A 15121-nucleotide genomic window follows, 5' to 3' on the forward strand; every position below is an offset into this window, starting at 1 on the left:
CGTCTCGCTCCAGCTATCGCACGCCTCAGGGATACTGGCCTTCGGTTTGGCCGCAAGTCGTTCTATCAATTTCTTCGCCCTTCTGTTGAGGCGGGCGTCGCCCAGATTCAGTCCCGCAAACTCCTGCTCGATCCACTGCTTCGCTGCCTTTGCCACGCGTTCGCCCAAAGTGCCAAAGTAAACGCGATCTCGACGAAGTTTACAAGCGATGCTCGCGAATCACTGAAGGTAAACGCTTCATTGGGGGCCGCGGTGGGCGCTGAGATGTGTATAACGCTATGGGTTAAACTATATAAGGATGACACCTATAGCTTACTATATTCAATGTCAGAGATGCAAAATCGGCTGTCTGGCACTGTAGGAAAAGTGCGGGACGTAGTGGATGTTGTCGGGGAAGCGTCTAGGCTAATAGCGGCAGGGAATATTGACTTGTCATCGCGCACTGAGAGACAGGCCGCTTCCTTAGAGCAAACGGCGGCAAGCATGGAAGAGATGACCACTGCAGTCCACCACAATGCGGAGAGTGCGCGCCAGGCAAGCGACTTGGCGAATGAGGCGTCGGGCATTGTCACGAATGGGACTGACGTAATGGAGCAGGTGGTCAGTACTATGAAAATTATCACTAAAAATTCAGGGCAAGTTGCAGATATAATCGGAGTAATTGAAGGAATTGCTTTTCAAACCAACATACTTGCGCTTAACGCGGCAGTAGAGGCTGCTCGTGCTGGGGAGCACGGGCGGGGCTTCGCCGTCGTGGCATCGGAGGTGCGCGGTCTGGCTCAACGTTCAGCGAATTCGGCAAAAGAAATACGAAATTTGATTTCTACGTCAATAAATCGAATTAAGGATGGTGAAACTCTTGTATCTAAGGCGGAAGATAACATGGGGGAGATAAAGGCAGCCGTTACCCGCGTATCAAGCATTATGTCTGACATCTCCTCGGCGTCCAATCAGCAACGTGTTGGTATCGAACAGATAAGCCAGGCGATCATGCAAATGGATGAGGTGACGCAACAGAATGCGGCGCTTGTGGAAGAAGCGACTGCGTCGGCACATTCATTGGAAAAACAAGCCGTTCGTCTCAAAGAGGCTGTAGATGTCTTTCTTGTTAGCAGTAAAAGCTAGAGAGCGCTGCCATAATGTTCTCTCTCGGAGAGCAAGTTTCCTCGTAAAGCTCGAAGGAATTTTTCATCACACAAGTTCCCCTCCTCCGCACAATAGTCAACGATGAATCTGATCATAAGCCTCGCACTTGAGGACACTGCCTTCTGCGGCCCAGGTGGGCCGGCAGAAGCTGCTCGTAGGATTCGGCAACTCGCTAGTGACATCGAGACTCGCGTACGGGACTTCTCACTTTGTCACGAAGGTACGAGGATTGCCGGTTCTCCGGGTGAGATTGGCTGCATCGCTTATGTCGCCGATCTGTAGTCAACTTTCTTCTTCCGCACGGCCGACCGTGGGTCTTCGAGTTCGGGTGATCGTACTTTTCGTGCATGTCTTGACCCGACGCCTTTTGCTAGCTTCTTGTGAAGTCGAAACGGTTGGTCAAGATTGCCGGCCTGCGCGGCTTCGGCGGGCGCGTATGCGACGATGACGCACTTCCCGAGTGCGGTCCCATAGCGGCTGGCGGCGCGCGTTTCGCGGTTGCAGGCTGCATCTTGGAGATGGAGATCGATCGCGCGTGGTCACCAGTGCGGAACCGTCCTCCACGCGAACTAGCCGTCGTCACTCAAATTGCGGAAGACCCACTTTTGATTTGGACAGGAGGGCCTGCAATTCTTATGGCCGCAGCCCTCAAGCTGCTATCAAATGCAGATTAGCCGTTTCGTTCAAGCCGCCGCGGACTTGGCGGATCTACAGTTGCATCTCACTTCAATCGAAAGGAGACTGGCCATGAACGTTGCCGATAACGTAGCGCAGACCGCCTGCAATTGTCCGGCTTGCCCTGGCGCCGGCTGCGACTGTGTTTGCCAGAAGACAGCCGAACAAGCCGCCTGCGCCTGCCAGTAGCGCTGACTCGACAGTGGACATCTCTTCCATGCTCGCAGCTGTTTGTTCCAAAGCAGTTGCCTGTTTATCAGTCCGCGGGGCAGGTCAAAGCAACAGAACGCCAAACTTGTCGATGAGGCTGCTGTAGCAGCACAGTCGTTAGAACACCAAGCCGTAAGGGCGAAGTTGACGTTTTTCGAGTTTGCGATGCCAGTCATGAGCATAATGGGGGAGAATCGCTGCGGCCATGATGTGGTCTATATGTTACTTTGCGCGCTTTCGTTTAGATTCCTTAACTGACTGATATCGTGATCAATTTTCATCTTCATCTCCATGCCTCAGACTACAAGAATATCTGTTCCGCTGCGGATGCGATTGGATATGATGTTGATGAATTCATTAAACTTGGTGTTCATTTGATGGCAAGGGCCGTGAATAATAGGTGTGCTTCAATTGATTATTATTTAAGTTGGAGTGAGCCGGAGATAATTGTGGCGGGGCATGATGTCAGCGGGGTGGAGGGCCAGCTGTGATTTCCTTGCCGAATTGATGCGACTAGTGGGGCGTGGACAAAGTTTTACGATCGTGGCCTCCAGGGATCAAGATGATCAATTCGCCGTTGGAAACGGGCGGCGTTGGACGCGGAGACTTTGCCGTGGGATCTGAGAACGGTTGCCTCGGGCTGTCCGCCAATTCGCTGGAAAAGGTCCGTGCACCTGCGACCCATGTCGAGAAACGACAGTTCGCATGCCTCAACCGGGTTTGCCGTGATCAAAGAGAGCGTTAGCGAGCCGCAGGGCACCGGCCCCGTGCTCGGCAGGCAATGCATCCATGTCGTCGCCCACGACGGCCGAGGAAGTCGGCTGGCTGGGCCAATCTCGCAGATTGGCCTGCCAATTGTGGTCGATGAACCAAGTCGGTTCCCAGTGGCACGGTGAGATGCTGTGCCTGAACCTCTGGAAGGCTCGGTGAATAGCGGATCGAGCGCGGCTTGCCCGTAGCAGCGCTTACTTCTCTGCGGTAAGCGGCGATGATCTCGCAGCTTCAGACCACCATCGGAGTGGTGGCTCCATCGATCGACAGGATGGAGCCCGGAATATAGCTCGCGCGTGGCGAGGTGAGGAACAGCACGGCGTCTGCCACCTCTTCCGGCGTGGCCAGGCGGCCCAGACCGGTGCGCGCGTTGGCGCGCGCCAGCGCCTGCTCCACTGTCATCCCGCTGATACGCGCATCCACTTCCATGCCTTGCTGCAGGCGCTCGGTATGCGTGGCCGACGGATCTCTTTTGCGAAGCAAGCAGATCATTCACGAGGCCGGTGTGCAGGTCACCTCCCAGCCAGGGACCGTATGCCAACATGCGCTGCAATAGCGGCAAGTTGGTTTTGACGCCAACGATTTCAGTCGCCGACAGTGCCTCTTGCGCCAACGCGATCGCTGCCAGCCGGTCCGGGCCGTGGACGATGATCTTGGCGATCATCGGGTCATAGTAGGGACTGACCGTGTTGCCTTCGCCATAGCCGGTTTCCACCCGGATCGCCGGGCCCGAGGGCAAGCGGAATACCTGCAGGTTGCCGGGGGAGGGGAAGAAGCGCACCGGATCCTCGGCGTAGATGCGCAACTCCAGCGCATGGCCTTTGGCCTGGACCGGGGCAGGCTAGCACCTCATGCAGGTATTCCCCGGCAGCCAGCCGGATCTGCGCCTCGACCAGGTCTAGGCCGGTCACCGCTTCAGTCACGGCGTGCTCGACTTGGAGGCAGGTGTTCATCTCGAGAAAACTGTAGCTGCCATCGCTGCCGCGCAGCATCTCGACCGTACCGATGACGTCGTAGCCAAGCTTGCCCAGGGTGGGCAACCCGGTTGGCTGCCGCGAGTATAGTCGCTACGACGTCATCAAGACCATCGAGTCGGCCCTGGAGCCGCATCGACTGCGCGACTTCACGATTCCTGGTTTGGCCTACGGTCCGCACGACGGCTTTCCCTCACAGCGCCTCCCAGAGCTGGCGTATACAACCTGGGAATGGATGAGGCTGGACAATGCGAAGGCGAATCTCGCCAAGGAGACGCTCAACGCGTTGTGCGAGTTCGTTGGCTGTCGCGCAGACGCAGGGCCAAAGTACAGTCCCGATAATCGCCCCTACATCGAACGCTTCTTCGGAACGATTGCGAGCCGGCTATCTTCCAGATTGCCCGGCTACACAGGTTCGCACCCCCGCGATCTGCGGCGAGCGCTGGCCGATCCGAAGGGAATGCTGCGCTTGTATGTGTCGTTTGACGAATTGGAGGAGTTGGTCGAATACGCTATCGCGAGCTACAACGGCACGCCGCATGCCGGCCTGAACAATGTCACTCCGCTTGAAGCGATGGAGTATTTCATCCGCGGCAAGGAACAATTGGTGACATGGCTACCAGAGCATCGTCGCCGTACGCTTTGTCTGATGCAATCGGCCAAGCGTTGCACAGTGCGAGCATATCTCCAGCACGGCGTTCGACCGCACATACAACTTGTATGGCGTGCGCTACACAAGCAGCGTCCTTGCGTGCAGCACGGATTTGATCGGCAAAAACTTGCTTATCTACCTGAATGCCGATGATCTTCGCTGTGTCCGCGCGTTCCAACCGGACGGATCGATACACGGGAATCGCTCGTCTCGATCCTCTGGAAACTCAAAGTAGCGAATGCCTTGTCAGGTGTCGCTGTGATGCGGTTGGTAAGGTTGGACATCGATCCCTACGAGAGCCTTCCGCTGCAGAGGGGATGCATCGATGTCGTTCGGCTCAACGAAGTGCTGGGCTTGCCAACCAAATCGCTGCACGTCGCACTCATCGAGCAAACCAATCAGCGACGCTATAGCGACGTATTTCGCTTTCCGCGCGAATTGACGACATTCCTTCGGTAACGGAGACACTCTTCCGGGTCTCCCGCACTTTGTGTGACGGCCGAGTCGAGGCCTTGATTTCGGGCTGATCTGGCCCCATGTTAGTTGTTACCATGAGCCAAGTTCTCGGTGGGATCGATCGTATTCTCGCCCGTGTGGGTAAGCGCTTTGTCTCCAGCGACGTGCGAGGGGAGACCATCACGGTCGAAGCCTGCAGTACGGTTCGCGCGGCACCTTGTCCTGCTTGCCATCGTTGGAGTCACCGACTCCACGGTCGCTATGTGCGCAGGCTGGAAGAGCGTCCGATGCTCGAGCAGCGGGTCGTTCTCGCTATTGAGGTGCGTCGCTTCAAGTGTACGAACGCCAATTGCCCCCGTCGTACGTTTGCCGAGAACATCGACGCCTTGGCGGGCCGGCATCAACGTCGTACGCGATCGCAGGCTCGGGCGTTGCACGCGCTGGGCCACGCCCTCGGTGGTGAGGCAGCAGCCAGGCTTGCTGACTTATTGGGCTTGCGCACCAGTGCCGACACCGTGCTGCGCGAATTGCGCAGGGTACCTGAGCGCAAGCGCAAACCACGACCGAGGGTCATCGGCATCGATGACTGGGCGATCGCGCGCGGTCACCGGTATGGGACGATCATCGTGGACCTGGAGCGACGTGAGCCGATCGAAGTGTTTGCCGGCAGGGAGTCCATTGCAGTGGCAGCGTGGATGCGTGCGCACCCTTCGATCGAGATTGTCGCCAGGGACCGGGCCGGGGCCTACTCCGACGCGGTGGACATCGCGCTACCGGCAGCCCAGCAAGTCTCGGATCGCTGGCATCTGCTGAGCAACCTTCGCGACAACGTCGAGAAGCTGCTGTGCCGACTCGGGCCGCAACTGCGCCAGGCCGCGCAGCAAGTCGAGGTCGCTGGCGTGACCCTGGGCCGGCAGCGAGTGCTGAGCCGCGATTCACTGTGGTCATGGCAGCGCGAGAGCGATCAGCGACGCGCCGCGCGCCTGGCGCTGTACGAGCGGGTGATGGCGCTACACGCCCAGGGCGGCACGATGAAAGGAATCGGGCTCGAGCTCTCAATTGACCAACGAACCGTGCGCAACTTCGTCACCGCGGGAGCCTTTCCCGAGCGCGCACCGAGGGCGCGGGGGCCGACGCCTTTGGATCCCTATCTCAGCTATATCGAGGAACGGATCGCCCAGGGCTGTCGCTTTCCTGAACTGATCTGGCAAGAACTCAAACAGCGAGGCTATACGGGCAGTTGCGCCACCGTGCGGAATTGCGTGATTCGCCTTCTCTTTCCGCAGGGTAAGGAGCCGCTTGTCCAAGCACCGGTGCGCACGATGCCGTGTCCATCGGCCGGGCGCGTGTTCGGATGGCTTGTCGGATGGAGGAGGCTCGCGATCGAGGAGCCCAGGAGCGCGGATCATGAGCGCTTCGTGCAGGCGCTGTGCAGGATCGAACCCGTGGTCGGCGAGGTCCGCAGCCTCGCGCGGGAGTTTCTCGGGCTCATGCACCGGCGCAGTCTGCGGCAGTTCGATCGATGGTTGAAGCGTCTGGCGCGCTGTGACGCAGCGGAAATGCGCAGGTTCGCGAAAAGCTTGCGCGCCGACTTACCGGCGGTGCGGGCGGCCTTCAAGCTGCCATGGAGCAATGGCCAGACCGAGGGTCACATCAACCGGCTCAAGCTCCTCAAGCGCCAAATGTATGGCCGCGCGAATGTCGAGCTTCTGCGGCTGCGGGTGTTGAAGCCGAACTAAATGACCGGGCTGCTTGTACTTGCTGGACCCGCGAGTCCGGTCGCCCTCGAAGGCGGGTGAACTCGTACGGCTAGGACGAGCTGGCGAGCTCGCTCAAGCGTTTGTCTACGAGCAGAAGAATGGTGGTGTCGCGGCGGGGACGGCAAGGTCCTCCACACGAATTCGCCGTCGTCACACAAATTGCGGAAGACCCGACTTTCCTTTGTTCTACGGGACGAGCTGGCGGGCTCGCCCACGTTAGGCAGTAAGAAGTATGGTGGTAGTGGGGCGGCGAAGACGACGGCAAGGTCCTCCACGCGAATGTGCCGTCGTCACACAAATTGCGGAAGACCCTCGGTTACTACAGTTCACGATAACCGTGCACCTTGGCCTAGCGCCGCGACGCATTCATCGATGCAAGATGCTCCTTGAGGGATTCGATACACACTTTGATTTTTGCCGAGGAATCCAGGCGCTCCGGGTAGACCGCCCAAACATTTGCTGACTGCACATAGCTTGGGAGCACCTGGACGAGTCTACCGGAGTCCAGCAGAGACCGAATATCCCAAATGGATCGGAGCAAGATTCCGCGCCCTTGAATCGCCCAGTCAACAGCAATCTCTCCATTGTTAGTCGAAAGCTGTCCGCGGACCTTGATTGCTTCCTCACCACGGGGACCCTGCAGACGCCACAGGCCAAAAGGGTGATCGCGTTCTTTAATAACTAGGCATTGATGACAAGGAAGCTCGGACAAGGAGCTGGGCTTCCCGGCACGGTGGAGATAATCCGGCGAGGCGCAAAGAATACGGTGATTCTCGGCTAGCTTCCTGGCGATATGGTGGGGGGCGATGTCATCCCCTACGCGCACGTCCAAGTCAAAGCCCTCCGCCCCCACATCGACCAGTCGATCGAAAACTTCAAAGCGTAAGTTCAACGAGGGATACTTCTCCGCAAGTGCCGAGATCGCGGGAGCGACAATATTCCGGCCGAATCCAAAACTGCTGCAGATACGTAGGCTGCCACGCGGGGTGGTTCGCTTTGAGGAAAGGTCATCGTATAGATTATCGACATCGTCCAAGATGCGTTGCGCCCAGCGGTAAGTCCGTTCGCCATCTTCGGTGATGGCCACTCTACGGGTCGTGCGATTAATCAGCCGTGCCCCAATTGCCTCTTCGAGCATCTTGACGCGCTTGGTGACGTATGCCGGGGACATGCCCAAGTCCGCGGCCGCTACGGCAAAGCTTGCGCGCTGTGCTACTCGCTGGAACACGCGAAGGTCGTCGAGATTGGGAAGATTATTCACGATCTGTAAGTTGAGACTTGATCATTCGCACGATTGTGCATGATTTTTGCGCCCTATACTACGTGCAAAATTACGCGAATACATCGCTACGAGATCATGCAAAGCAAAGTCCACAAGATTGCGGCGTTACCTGGTGACGGAATTGGCAAAGAGGTCCTTCCGGAGGGTATAAAAGCACTCCGCGCTGCGGCGGCCCGCTTCGGGATCGACCTCCAGATCGACGTCTTCGACTGGGCGAGCTGTGACTACTATCTGGCATACGGAAAGATGATGCCCGACGATTGGAAGACAATTCTCACGTCGTATGAGGCTATCTATTTCGGGGCAGTCGGCTGGCCAGAGGCGGTGCCGGATCACGTTTCGCTATGGGGTTCTTTAATCAAGTTCCGCCGGGAGTTTGACCAGTATGTCAACTTGCGACCTGTCCGGCTGTTCGACGGCGTCGCATGCCCCTTGCGGGACAAGCAGCCGGGGGATATTGACTATCTCGTCGTGCGGGAGAATACAGAGGGCGAATACACCGCGGTCGGTGGAATCATGTATGAAGGCACGGACCATGAAGTGGTGCTCCAGCAATCCGCATTCTCGCGGCGCGGAACAGACCGCCTCCTGCGCTACGCATTCGAGCTGGCGCGTACGCGTAGTCGGAAAAAGGTGACCGTGGCCACCAAATCGAATGGTATTGCCGTAAGCATGCCGTGGTGGGATGGGCGTGCAAAAGCCGTAGCTGCCGACTACCCGGAAGTGGAGCTGGAAATGCAGCACATCGATATCCTTTCGGCCCGTTTCGTGCTCCAACCGGATCGCTTCGATGTTGTCGCGGCGACCAACCTGTTCGGTGACATCCTATCGGACCTGGGGCCCGCGACGACTGGCACGATTGGGATTGCGCCATCTGCAAGCCTGAATCCGGAGCGGGTCCATCCGTCACTGTTCGAGCCGGTGCATGGATCGGCTCCGGACATCGCCGGGCGGGGCATCGCCAATCCGATCGCGATGATCTGGTCGGGGGCCCTCCTGCTTGATTACTTGGGATACCGGCACGCCCACGACACCGTCGTCGCGGCCATAGAAACCGTGTTGCGGGACGGGCCCCATACACCGGACTTGCTCGGTACGGCTACCACCCGGGAGGTTGGCCAGGCAGTCCTTGAGATCATTGGCCGCTGCTAAAAGATCGCCGGTGAGCGACCACCCGTCGTGACGGCCGGTGGCACGCGGAAGCTGGGATGCCGTGCGGTATCGCAGACGGGCTTCAGTTGCCTACCATCTCCATCATCCGCTGGAGCTTGTCTGCCGATGCCCTCAGGCGGTCCAACAGGTATTCTTTCGGCCACTTGTTGATGCGAAATTGGGGGCCGGTCACTCCAAGCGAATAGAAAACCCCGCCGGGAGAGAATACGGGGACCGCGTAGGCCATCGTCGAGGGATCGACTTCGCCCATACAGGTTGCATAGCCGTCGCGCTTCGCCTTGTTAATCTCCGCGAGAACCTCGGACACCTTGGTCTTCGTGACGGGCGTGATTTTCTCCAAGGGCCCGCTGAGATACCTTTTCCGAGACCCCTCATCCTGATAGGCGAGCAGCATCTTTGAGGAAGCCGCTGCGTGCAGGGGCATTTCCGAATTTGCAGAGACGTGTAGGCGATAGCTTTGCTCGGTTACCGCGACTGCAATGGTATAAGCCGCCTGCGGAGCGAGCTTAACGACATAGCACGTCTCCTCGAGTTCATTCACGAGCTCGTTGCAAACGACTTGGCAGAAGTTGATCAGGGCGTTCTCGTCACGTCCCAACGTCAGCATCCGCGACATCCGGACACCAACGCGATACGTCTTCAAGCCCTCGTCCACAACCTCCAATGCTTTGGCATTCGCCAGCGCCGAGACAAGTCGATGAACGGTGGGTTTCGGCAGGTCCAGAATTCTGCACAGTTCAGCGACAGTGAGGCCGTCCTTCGAGGCTAGAACCACCTCCAGGATCGAAAGATACCGCTCCAGCGGCCCACTGACGTCGTTCGCTTCTGCCAATTTCATCTCCTTGCATGCAAGTGCGAATGATCGCACAAGCGGCGATCTCCGGCGAAATCCGCTGCCCACTTCTTCGGCACCCCACGACCTCCCTCACCGCTCTAGGGTGCGACGCACCAATGCTGGTCTAGGTAGATACCCCAGTAAATCCCTCGTTGCATTCGCCCATCTTGCTGACCATAATATCACAAACCGAGCCAACTGTCTCGGATTTCGAAACTCAACATGCGAGGATAGAAGGTGAGTGCAATCAATGTAGGCGTGGATGTGGGCGGTACTTTCACCGACTTCATCCTGATTGACAGCGCAAAGGGCGTGTTTAGGACCGCCAAGGTTCCCACTACGGTTGACGATCGTGCGAGGGGGTTCGTAGAAGGGATTCATCAGCTCGACGTGCAACCGTCCGCCATCGCCTGGCTCGTCCACGGTACGACGGCGGGGACCAACGCGGTCCTGGAACATAAGGGCGCGCGCTGTGGCCTCATCACGACGCGTGGCTTCCGCGACGCGCTCGAGCTGGGTCGGCGGACGCGCCCGTTTGCATACGGTCTTTCCGGTACTTTTCGGCCGCTGATTGAGCGTCGTGATCGCATCGAGGTGCGCGAGCGAATGGATGCGGCCGGCAAAGTTATCGAGCCGTTGAATGAAGCTGACGTCATCGAGGCGGTTCGCCAGCTTCGCGAAAGCGGGGTGGACTCGGTAGTCATCCACTTCCTACATTCCTACGTGAATCCGGAGCATGAGAAGCGGGCGGCCGAGATCGTGCGACAACACTGGCACACCGACGATGTCGTAGCCGGCTACGAAACGGTGCGCGAAATGCGCGAGTTCGAACGTGGCAGCACGGCCGCGGTGCACGCAGCCATTCGTCCGGTAGTAACCAAGTATGTCAACAAGGTACAAGACCTACTGCGCGACGAGGGGTTTCAGAAAGATCTGCTCATCATGCAGGCGAACGGCGGGATGATGTCTGCGTCGATCGTAGGTGACCACGCGGCGCACACGGTGATGTCGGGACCGGCGGCTGGTGTCCTGGCGGCTTCGGAGATTGCCAAGGCAGCCGGCGTGAAGAACGTCATTACCGGTGACATGGGTGGCACCAGCTACGACGTCGCGATGATCGCCGATGGGGAGCCGGCAGTAAGTTCGGAAAAAGAGTTGGCCTATGCGCTGCCAGTACGCATTCCGATGATCGACATCCATACTGTCGGCGCCGGTGGCGGCAGCATCGCGCATATCGATGCTGCCGGCATGCTGCGCATCGGGCCGGAGAGCGCGGGCTCCTATCCTGGTCCGATCGCCTACAACCGAGGCGGCGAACTGCCGACTGTCACCGACGCCAACTACGTGCTGGGACGCCTCAATCACGACGCGATTACCGGTGTCGAGCACCCCGTGTCGTTAGAGGTTATCCGTGGCGCCTTCGAAGAGCAGTTGGGCCAGGCGCTGGGGCTGGATGCACTACAGACGGCACAAGCTGTCGTCGGGGTGGCAGTCAGCGAACTGGCTGGCGCCATCCGTCTCATCACGATCGACAAGGGCCAGGATCCGCGCGACTTCGTTCTCATGCCCTACGGAGGCGCCGGTCCACTGCACGCGGTGGCAATTGCCCGCGAGGTTGGCATTCCGAAGGTGATGGTTCCGCGCTTCCCCGGCCTCACGTCTGCACTTGGCTGCGTCCTGTCTGACGTGCGCCACGACTTTGTCCAGACGATCAATACGGAATTCGATGTGCTCGACGCTGAATCCGTAGTTGCCGTGATGCGGGAGCAGGCGGCTTCCGGTCAAGCGCTCCTCGCGCGTGAAAACGTGTCGGTGAAGGAAGTGATCGTTCGCAATGAACTGGACCTGATGTTCCAGGGCCAGTCCCACGTGATGAAGCTTGCGGTCGAGACAGGCAAGTTCAATAAGGAAGCCGTGCGCGCCGAATTCGCTCGCGTCTACTTCGAGCGCTTTGGGCTCGAGCTACCGGAAATGAAGCCAGTCCTGACGAATGTGCGCACGACGGTGATCGGGGTACGGGATCGGATTTCACTGTCGATCTTCAAGCCGGATGCGAAAAACACGCTGGAGGCATCGCTCACCGGTACGCGACCGGCCTTTTTTGAAGGCAAATGGTGGGAAACGAACATCTATCAGCGTGAAAAGCTCCCTGTCGGCGCCGAGTTCGTAGGGCCGGCAATTGTGGAGCAACTGGACACCACGGTTGTGATCGATCCGGGCTGTTCGGCGACCGTAGACGAGTTCGGAAACATCCTGATCCAGGTCTAACACTGAGCCAAATTGAAAAAATGTGAGCACGAAATGAGCACCGCAATGACAGCAACGATCGATCCCGTCACCCTCACCGTGATCGAAAAAGGTCTGGGCCAGGTTTGCAACGAGATGGACATGGTCCACGAGAAGACCTCCTTCTCGCCCGTCATATCGGAAGCCTATGACAGGTCAAATGGCATCTACGGCCTGGAGGATGGCCGCCTTATCGCACAAGGGGCGCTTGGACTCCCGATTTTCGTAGGGGTCATGCAAGAAACGACACGCTGCGTGATCGAAGAGTGCCCGAACCTAGGACCCGGTGACATCATCATCGTGAACGACCCGTACCGTGGCGGCACCCATCTGATGGATGTGAAGATGGTTCAACCGTTCTTCTACAAAGGAAAGCGGTGGTGCTATCTGTCGAATGCTGGTCACTGGCCTGACACCGGCGGCATGGTGCCGGGTGGATTCAGCAGCACGGCCACCGAGATCCACCAGGAGGGTCTCCGTATCCCACCGGTGAAGATCGTAGACGCCGGCACGATGAATGAGGACATGGTCAAACTGATCCTCGCCAACATCCGCATTCCGGACGAACGTATCGGTGATATCAAAGCGCAAATCGCTGCGCTGAATAAAGGCGCAGAACGTCTGACCGCTCTTCTCGATCGGTACGGTGCAGAGGAGGTATCTGCTGCAATCGAAGAGCTCCAGAATCGCGCGGAGCGGATGATGCGCGCCAAGATTCGCTCGATCCCGGACGGCATCTACAAGGGGCTGGCCTATATGGACAGCGATGGGGTCGTCAACGAGCCCCTGGAGATCCACGTTGACATGACGGTCAGGGGTGACCAGGTGTATGTGAGCCTTGCGCGTTCCAGCAAACCGTGCGCCGGTCCCATGAATTCGGTGTGGGCGTCAACCGTCTCGGCAGTGTATCTCGCATTCAAGCATGTCTTCCCCGAGGTGCCCATCAACGCAGGTTGCTTCAGGCCGATCACGGTGGAACAGCCCAAAGGCACCTTCTTGTTCGCGGAATATCCCCGCCCGGTAGCCGGTTGCGCGGCAGAGGTGTCTCAACGAGTGATGGAGTCGATGTTTACTGCCTTGGCGCATGCGGTTCCCCAGCGTCTATTTGGCGCGCCCGCTGGCACCAGCGGCAATCTCAATATCAGTGGCGTGGACCCGGAGACTGGCCATCCGTACGTCATGTACTACTTCTCGGGCGGTGGCTACGGCGGTTGGTGGGACGGCGATGGGATCAGCAATGGTTGCTCGACCATCGGCATCTCCAAGAGCCAGCCTGTCGAGATTCTCGAGCAGCGGTACCCCGTCAGGTTTGAGCATTACAACCTGCGCGAGGGTTCTGGCGGCGCGGGGAAGCACCGCGGCGGCTTCGGCGTCAACTATCGCATCCGTCTGCTGCGCGGTACGGCCAAGGTGTCCTTCCTCATGGATCACGGCAAGTTCGGGCCCCCGGGGATTCTGGGCGGCGAGCCCGGTGCCACTAACCAGATCGTGATTTCGCAGAGCGGTCGCGAGAGCACTCCCGAGCACGCCTCCAAGGCGGACGATATTGCCCTCGTAGCCGGCGACTGGATCGAGGTGCGGACTCCGGGCGGCGGGGGATATGGCGATCCCTCCGAGCGCGAAGAATCCGATGCTGACCGAGATCGGCGCAATGGTTACTTTGACACCGAGGCAACACGTAGCGCCTAAGAAGAAGAGATGGAAGGGGCTTACCCCTTCCATCACGCGGCACCCCACGGAGTTAAGCATGAGAAAGAAGTTCTCGTTAATTGCCTTGTTCACGCTGATCGCGGTACTTTTCAGTGGTCCTTCCCTTAGCCAGTCCGCCATCGAAATCGGTGCGACTGTGCCGCTCACGGGGCCGGCAGCGTTGACAGGTACGCAGTATCACAATTCTTTACGCCTTGCCGAAGAGGAGATTAACAAGTCGGGCGGGATCAACGGTAAACCGCTGCGTTTCATCTTCGAAGATGCGCAATCGTCCAACCCCGCAGCCCTGAACGCGTTCATCAAGCTGGTGCAGGAGAGGAAGCCTGCCTTTGTCTTCCTTTCTAGCTACAGCACGCAAAATCTCGCAGTAGCGCCTGAGGTGTTAAAGGCAAAGATCCCGGTCATGTACGGTGGCGGCGCCGATGCAATCAGCGCGCAAAAGAACGCATACATGTTTCGTATCAGGCCTGAGGACAGTGCTGCCGCACAAGCCATCGCGCGCTTCGTGAAGCAGAATCTGAAAGCCTCTGCGCCAGGAATAATCTACATTCAGAACGACTTCGGACAGGGCGCTGCCAAGGCGGCAGCGAAGAAGCTCGATGGCCTGGGCGTCAAGGTCGCCGGCATGGAGGCGTACGGTGCCAACGACAAGGATATGTCCGCGCAACTGCTCAAGCTAAAGAATAGCGGTGCCGATACGATCGTCGTGATGTGCCTGCCGCAAGATGGAGCGCTAATCCTGCGCCAGGCCAAAACCCTGGGTCTGAAGATGCCAATCATCGCATCATCCGCGGCATTCACCCCGACGGCCATGCAGCTCATGTCGCCCACCGACCTGGATAACGTATGGGGTGTCATCGACGTAATGCTCGACACGAATCGGGCAGCGGCCACGTTTGTCAAGGATTACAAGAACAAGTTCCGCATCGACGCCGACGGCTACGCAGCGGCCTATTACGACGGCGCGATGATTCTTGCGCAAGGCCTTCGAAAAGTCGGTGCCGATCCGCAAAAACTGCGTGACTACCTGGCAAGCGTCAAGCGCTATGAAGGTGCAGCGGGAACGTTCTCGTTCGACGAGGCTGGAAATGGCGTCCATGAAGTAACGGTGGTGACGTTCAAGAAAGGTTCCAAGGACATGGTCTTTGTAACGAAGGTGCCGGCGGAACTGTAGTCGCTGACGCAACACGG

12 protein-coding genes and 2 pseudogenes are annotated in these 15121 nt (G+C 58.4%); 8 read left to right on the forward strand and 6 right to left on the reverse strand.

Features of this window, described 5'->3' with window-relative positions; translation table 11 throughout:
• Positions 1 to 156: IS4/Tn5 family transposase DNA-binding protein (locus KHO41_RS21500; protein WP_211955400.1), on the reverse strand; the 156-nt coding region annotated here is incomplete at its 3' end.
• A gap of 327 nt (positions 157 to 483) precedes the next feature.
• On the opposite strand from KHO41_RS21500, the gene KHO41_RS41285 reads away from it, so the two are divergent.
• Both KHO41_RS41285 and KHO41_RS21510 read left to right on the forward strand, forming a co-directional pair.
• Positions 484 to 1125 carry a methyl-accepting chemotaxis protein gene (locus KHO41_RS41285; RefSeq protein WP_407065383.1) on the forward strand — a complete coding sequence of 214 codons (642 nt, stop codon included), beginning with the start codon at positions 484 to 486 and terminating at the stop codon, positions 1123 to 1125.
• Positions 1126 to 2297: 1172 nt separating this feature from the next.
• On the forward strand, positions 2298 to 2522 hold the full coding sequence (locus tag KHO41_RS21510; RefSeq protein ID WP_211955316.1) for a hypothetical protein: 225 nt from the start codon (positions 2298 to 2300) through the stop codon (positions 2520 to 2522).
• Between the two features lie 511 nt (positions 2523 to 3033).
• On the opposite strand, the gene KHO41_RS41700 is transcribed toward KHO41_RS21510, so the two are convergent.
• The 3 genes and pseudogenes from KHO41_RS41700 to KHO41_RS41300 form a co-directional block, all read right to left on the reverse strand.
• Positions 3034 to 3285 carry an SDR family oxidoreductase gene (locus KHO41_RS41700; protein ID WP_280519709.1) on the reverse strand — a complete coding sequence of 84 codons (252 nt, stop codon included), beginning with the start codon at positions 3283 to 3285 and terminating at the stop codon, positions 3034 to 3036.
• Between the two features lie 67 nt (positions 3286 to 3352).
• A pseudogene (locus KHO41_RS41295) lies at positions 3353 to 3583 on the reverse strand (biotin carboxylase); the annotation flags it as partial.
• Positions 3471 to 3794 carry an ATP-binding protein gene (locus KHO41_RS41300; RefSeq protein WP_244873955.1) on the reverse strand — a complete coding sequence of 108 codons (324 nt, stop codon included), beginning with the start codon at positions 3792 to 3794 and terminating at the stop codon, positions 3471 to 3473. The gene KHO41_RS41300 and the pseudogene KHO41_RS41295, both read right to left, overlap by 113 nt.
• Before the next feature lie 61 nt (positions 3795 to 3855).
• Between KHO41_RS41300 and KHO41_RS21525 the strand changes: the two are divergent.
• A pseudogene (locus KHO41_RS21525) lies at positions 3856 to 4618 on the forward strand (integrase); the annotation flags it as partial.
• 361 nt (positions 4619 to 4979) lie between these two features.
• Positions 4980 to 6623, forward strand: a complete 1644-nt coding sequence (locus KHO41_RS21530; RefSeq protein ID WP_211955317.1) for an ISL3 family transposase — start codon at positions 4980 to 4982, stop codon at positions 6621 to 6623.
• Positions 6624 to 6993: 370 nt separating this feature from the next.
• Here KHO41_RS21530 and KHO41_RS21535 read toward each other — a convergent pair whose 3' ends face one another.
• Complete coding sequence (locus KHO41_RS21535) at positions 6994 to 7905, reverse strand: LysR substrate-binding domain-containing protein (protein WP_211955318.1); 912 nt, start codon at positions 7903 to 7905, stop codon at positions 6994 to 6996.
• A gap of 96 nt (positions 7906 to 8001) precedes the next feature.
• Here KHO41_RS21535 and KHO41_RS21540 point away from each other — a divergent pair, with 96 nt between their 5' ends.
• Positions 8002 to 9078 carry a tartrate dehydrogenase gene (locus tag KHO41_RS21540; RefSeq protein ID WP_211955319.1) on the forward strand — a complete coding sequence of 359 codons (1077 nt, stop codon included), beginning with the start codon at positions 8002 to 8004 and terminating at the stop codon, positions 9076 to 9078.
• Between the two features lie 82 nt (positions 9079 to 9160).
• On the opposite strand, the gene KHO41_RS21545 is transcribed toward KHO41_RS21540, so the two are convergent.
• The gene (locus KHO41_RS21545; protein ID WP_211955320.1) at positions 9161 to 9931 is read right to left on the reverse strand and encodes an IclR family transcriptional regulator; all 771 of its coding nucleotides are present in this window, start codon (positions 9929 to 9931) and stop codon (positions 9161 to 9163) included.
• Positions 9932 to 10171: 240 nt separating this feature from the next.
• Here KHO41_RS21545 and KHO41_RS21550 point away from each other — a divergent pair, with 240 nt between their 5' ends.
• From KHO41_RS21550 to KHO41_RS21560, 3 genes are read left to right on the forward strand one after another with little or no spacing between them, the layout of a single operon-like run.
• Positions 10172 to 12202, forward strand: a complete 2031-nt coding sequence (locus KHO41_RS21550) for a hydantoinase/oxoprolinase family protein (protein ID WP_211955321.1) — start codon at positions 10172 to 10174, stop codon at positions 12200 to 12202.
• Between the two features lie 45 nt (positions 12203 to 12247).
• Entirely contained in the window at positions 12248 to 13909 is a 1662-nt protein-coding gene (locus KHO41_RS21555) for a hydantoinase B/oxoprolinase family protein (protein ID WP_211955322.1), read from the forward strand.
• 58 nt (positions 13910 to 13967) lie between these two features.
• On the forward strand, positions 13968 to 15104 hold the full coding sequence (locus KHO41_RS21560; RefSeq protein ID WP_211955323.1) for an ABC transporter substrate-binding protein: 1137 nt from the start codon (positions 13968 to 13970) through the stop codon (positions 15102 to 15104).
• Positions 15105 to 15121 lie beyond the last annotated feature (17 nt).

It is taken from the genome of Cupriavidus numazuensis (genome assembly GCF_905397435.1).
GTDB classification, from domain to species: domain Bacteria; phylum Pseudomonadota; class Gammaproteobacteria; order Burkholderiales; family Burkholderiaceae; genus Cupriavidus; species Cupriavidus numazuensis.

Excerpts from the sequence above, each read along its gene's own strand:
- KHO41_RS41285 (WP_407065383.1), top strand. The coding sequence starts at position 484 with ATGGAAGAGATGACCACTGCAGTCCACCACAATGCGGAGAGTGCGCGC.
- KHO41_RS41300 (WP_244873955.1), bottom strand. The coding sequence starts at position 3,794 with ATGCTGCGCGGCAGCGATGGCAGCTACAGTTTTCTCGAGATGAACACC.
- KHO41_RS21530 (WP_211955317.1), top strand. The coding sequence starts at position 4,980 with ATGAGCCAAGTTCTCGGTGGGATCGATCGTATTCTCGCCCGTGTGGGT.
- KHO41_RS21540 (WP_211955319.1), top strand. The coding sequence starts at position 8,002 with ATGCAAAGCAAAGTCCACAAGATTGCGGCGTTACCTGGTGACGGAATT.
- KHO41_RS21555 (WP_211955322.1), top strand. The coding sequence starts at position 12,248 with ATGACAGCAACGATCGATCCCGTCACCCTCACCGTGATCGAAAAAGGT.
- KHO41_RS21560 (WP_211955323.1), top strand. The coding sequence starts at position 13,968 with ATGAGAAAGAAGTTCTCGTTAATTGCCTTGTTCACGCTGATCGCGGTA.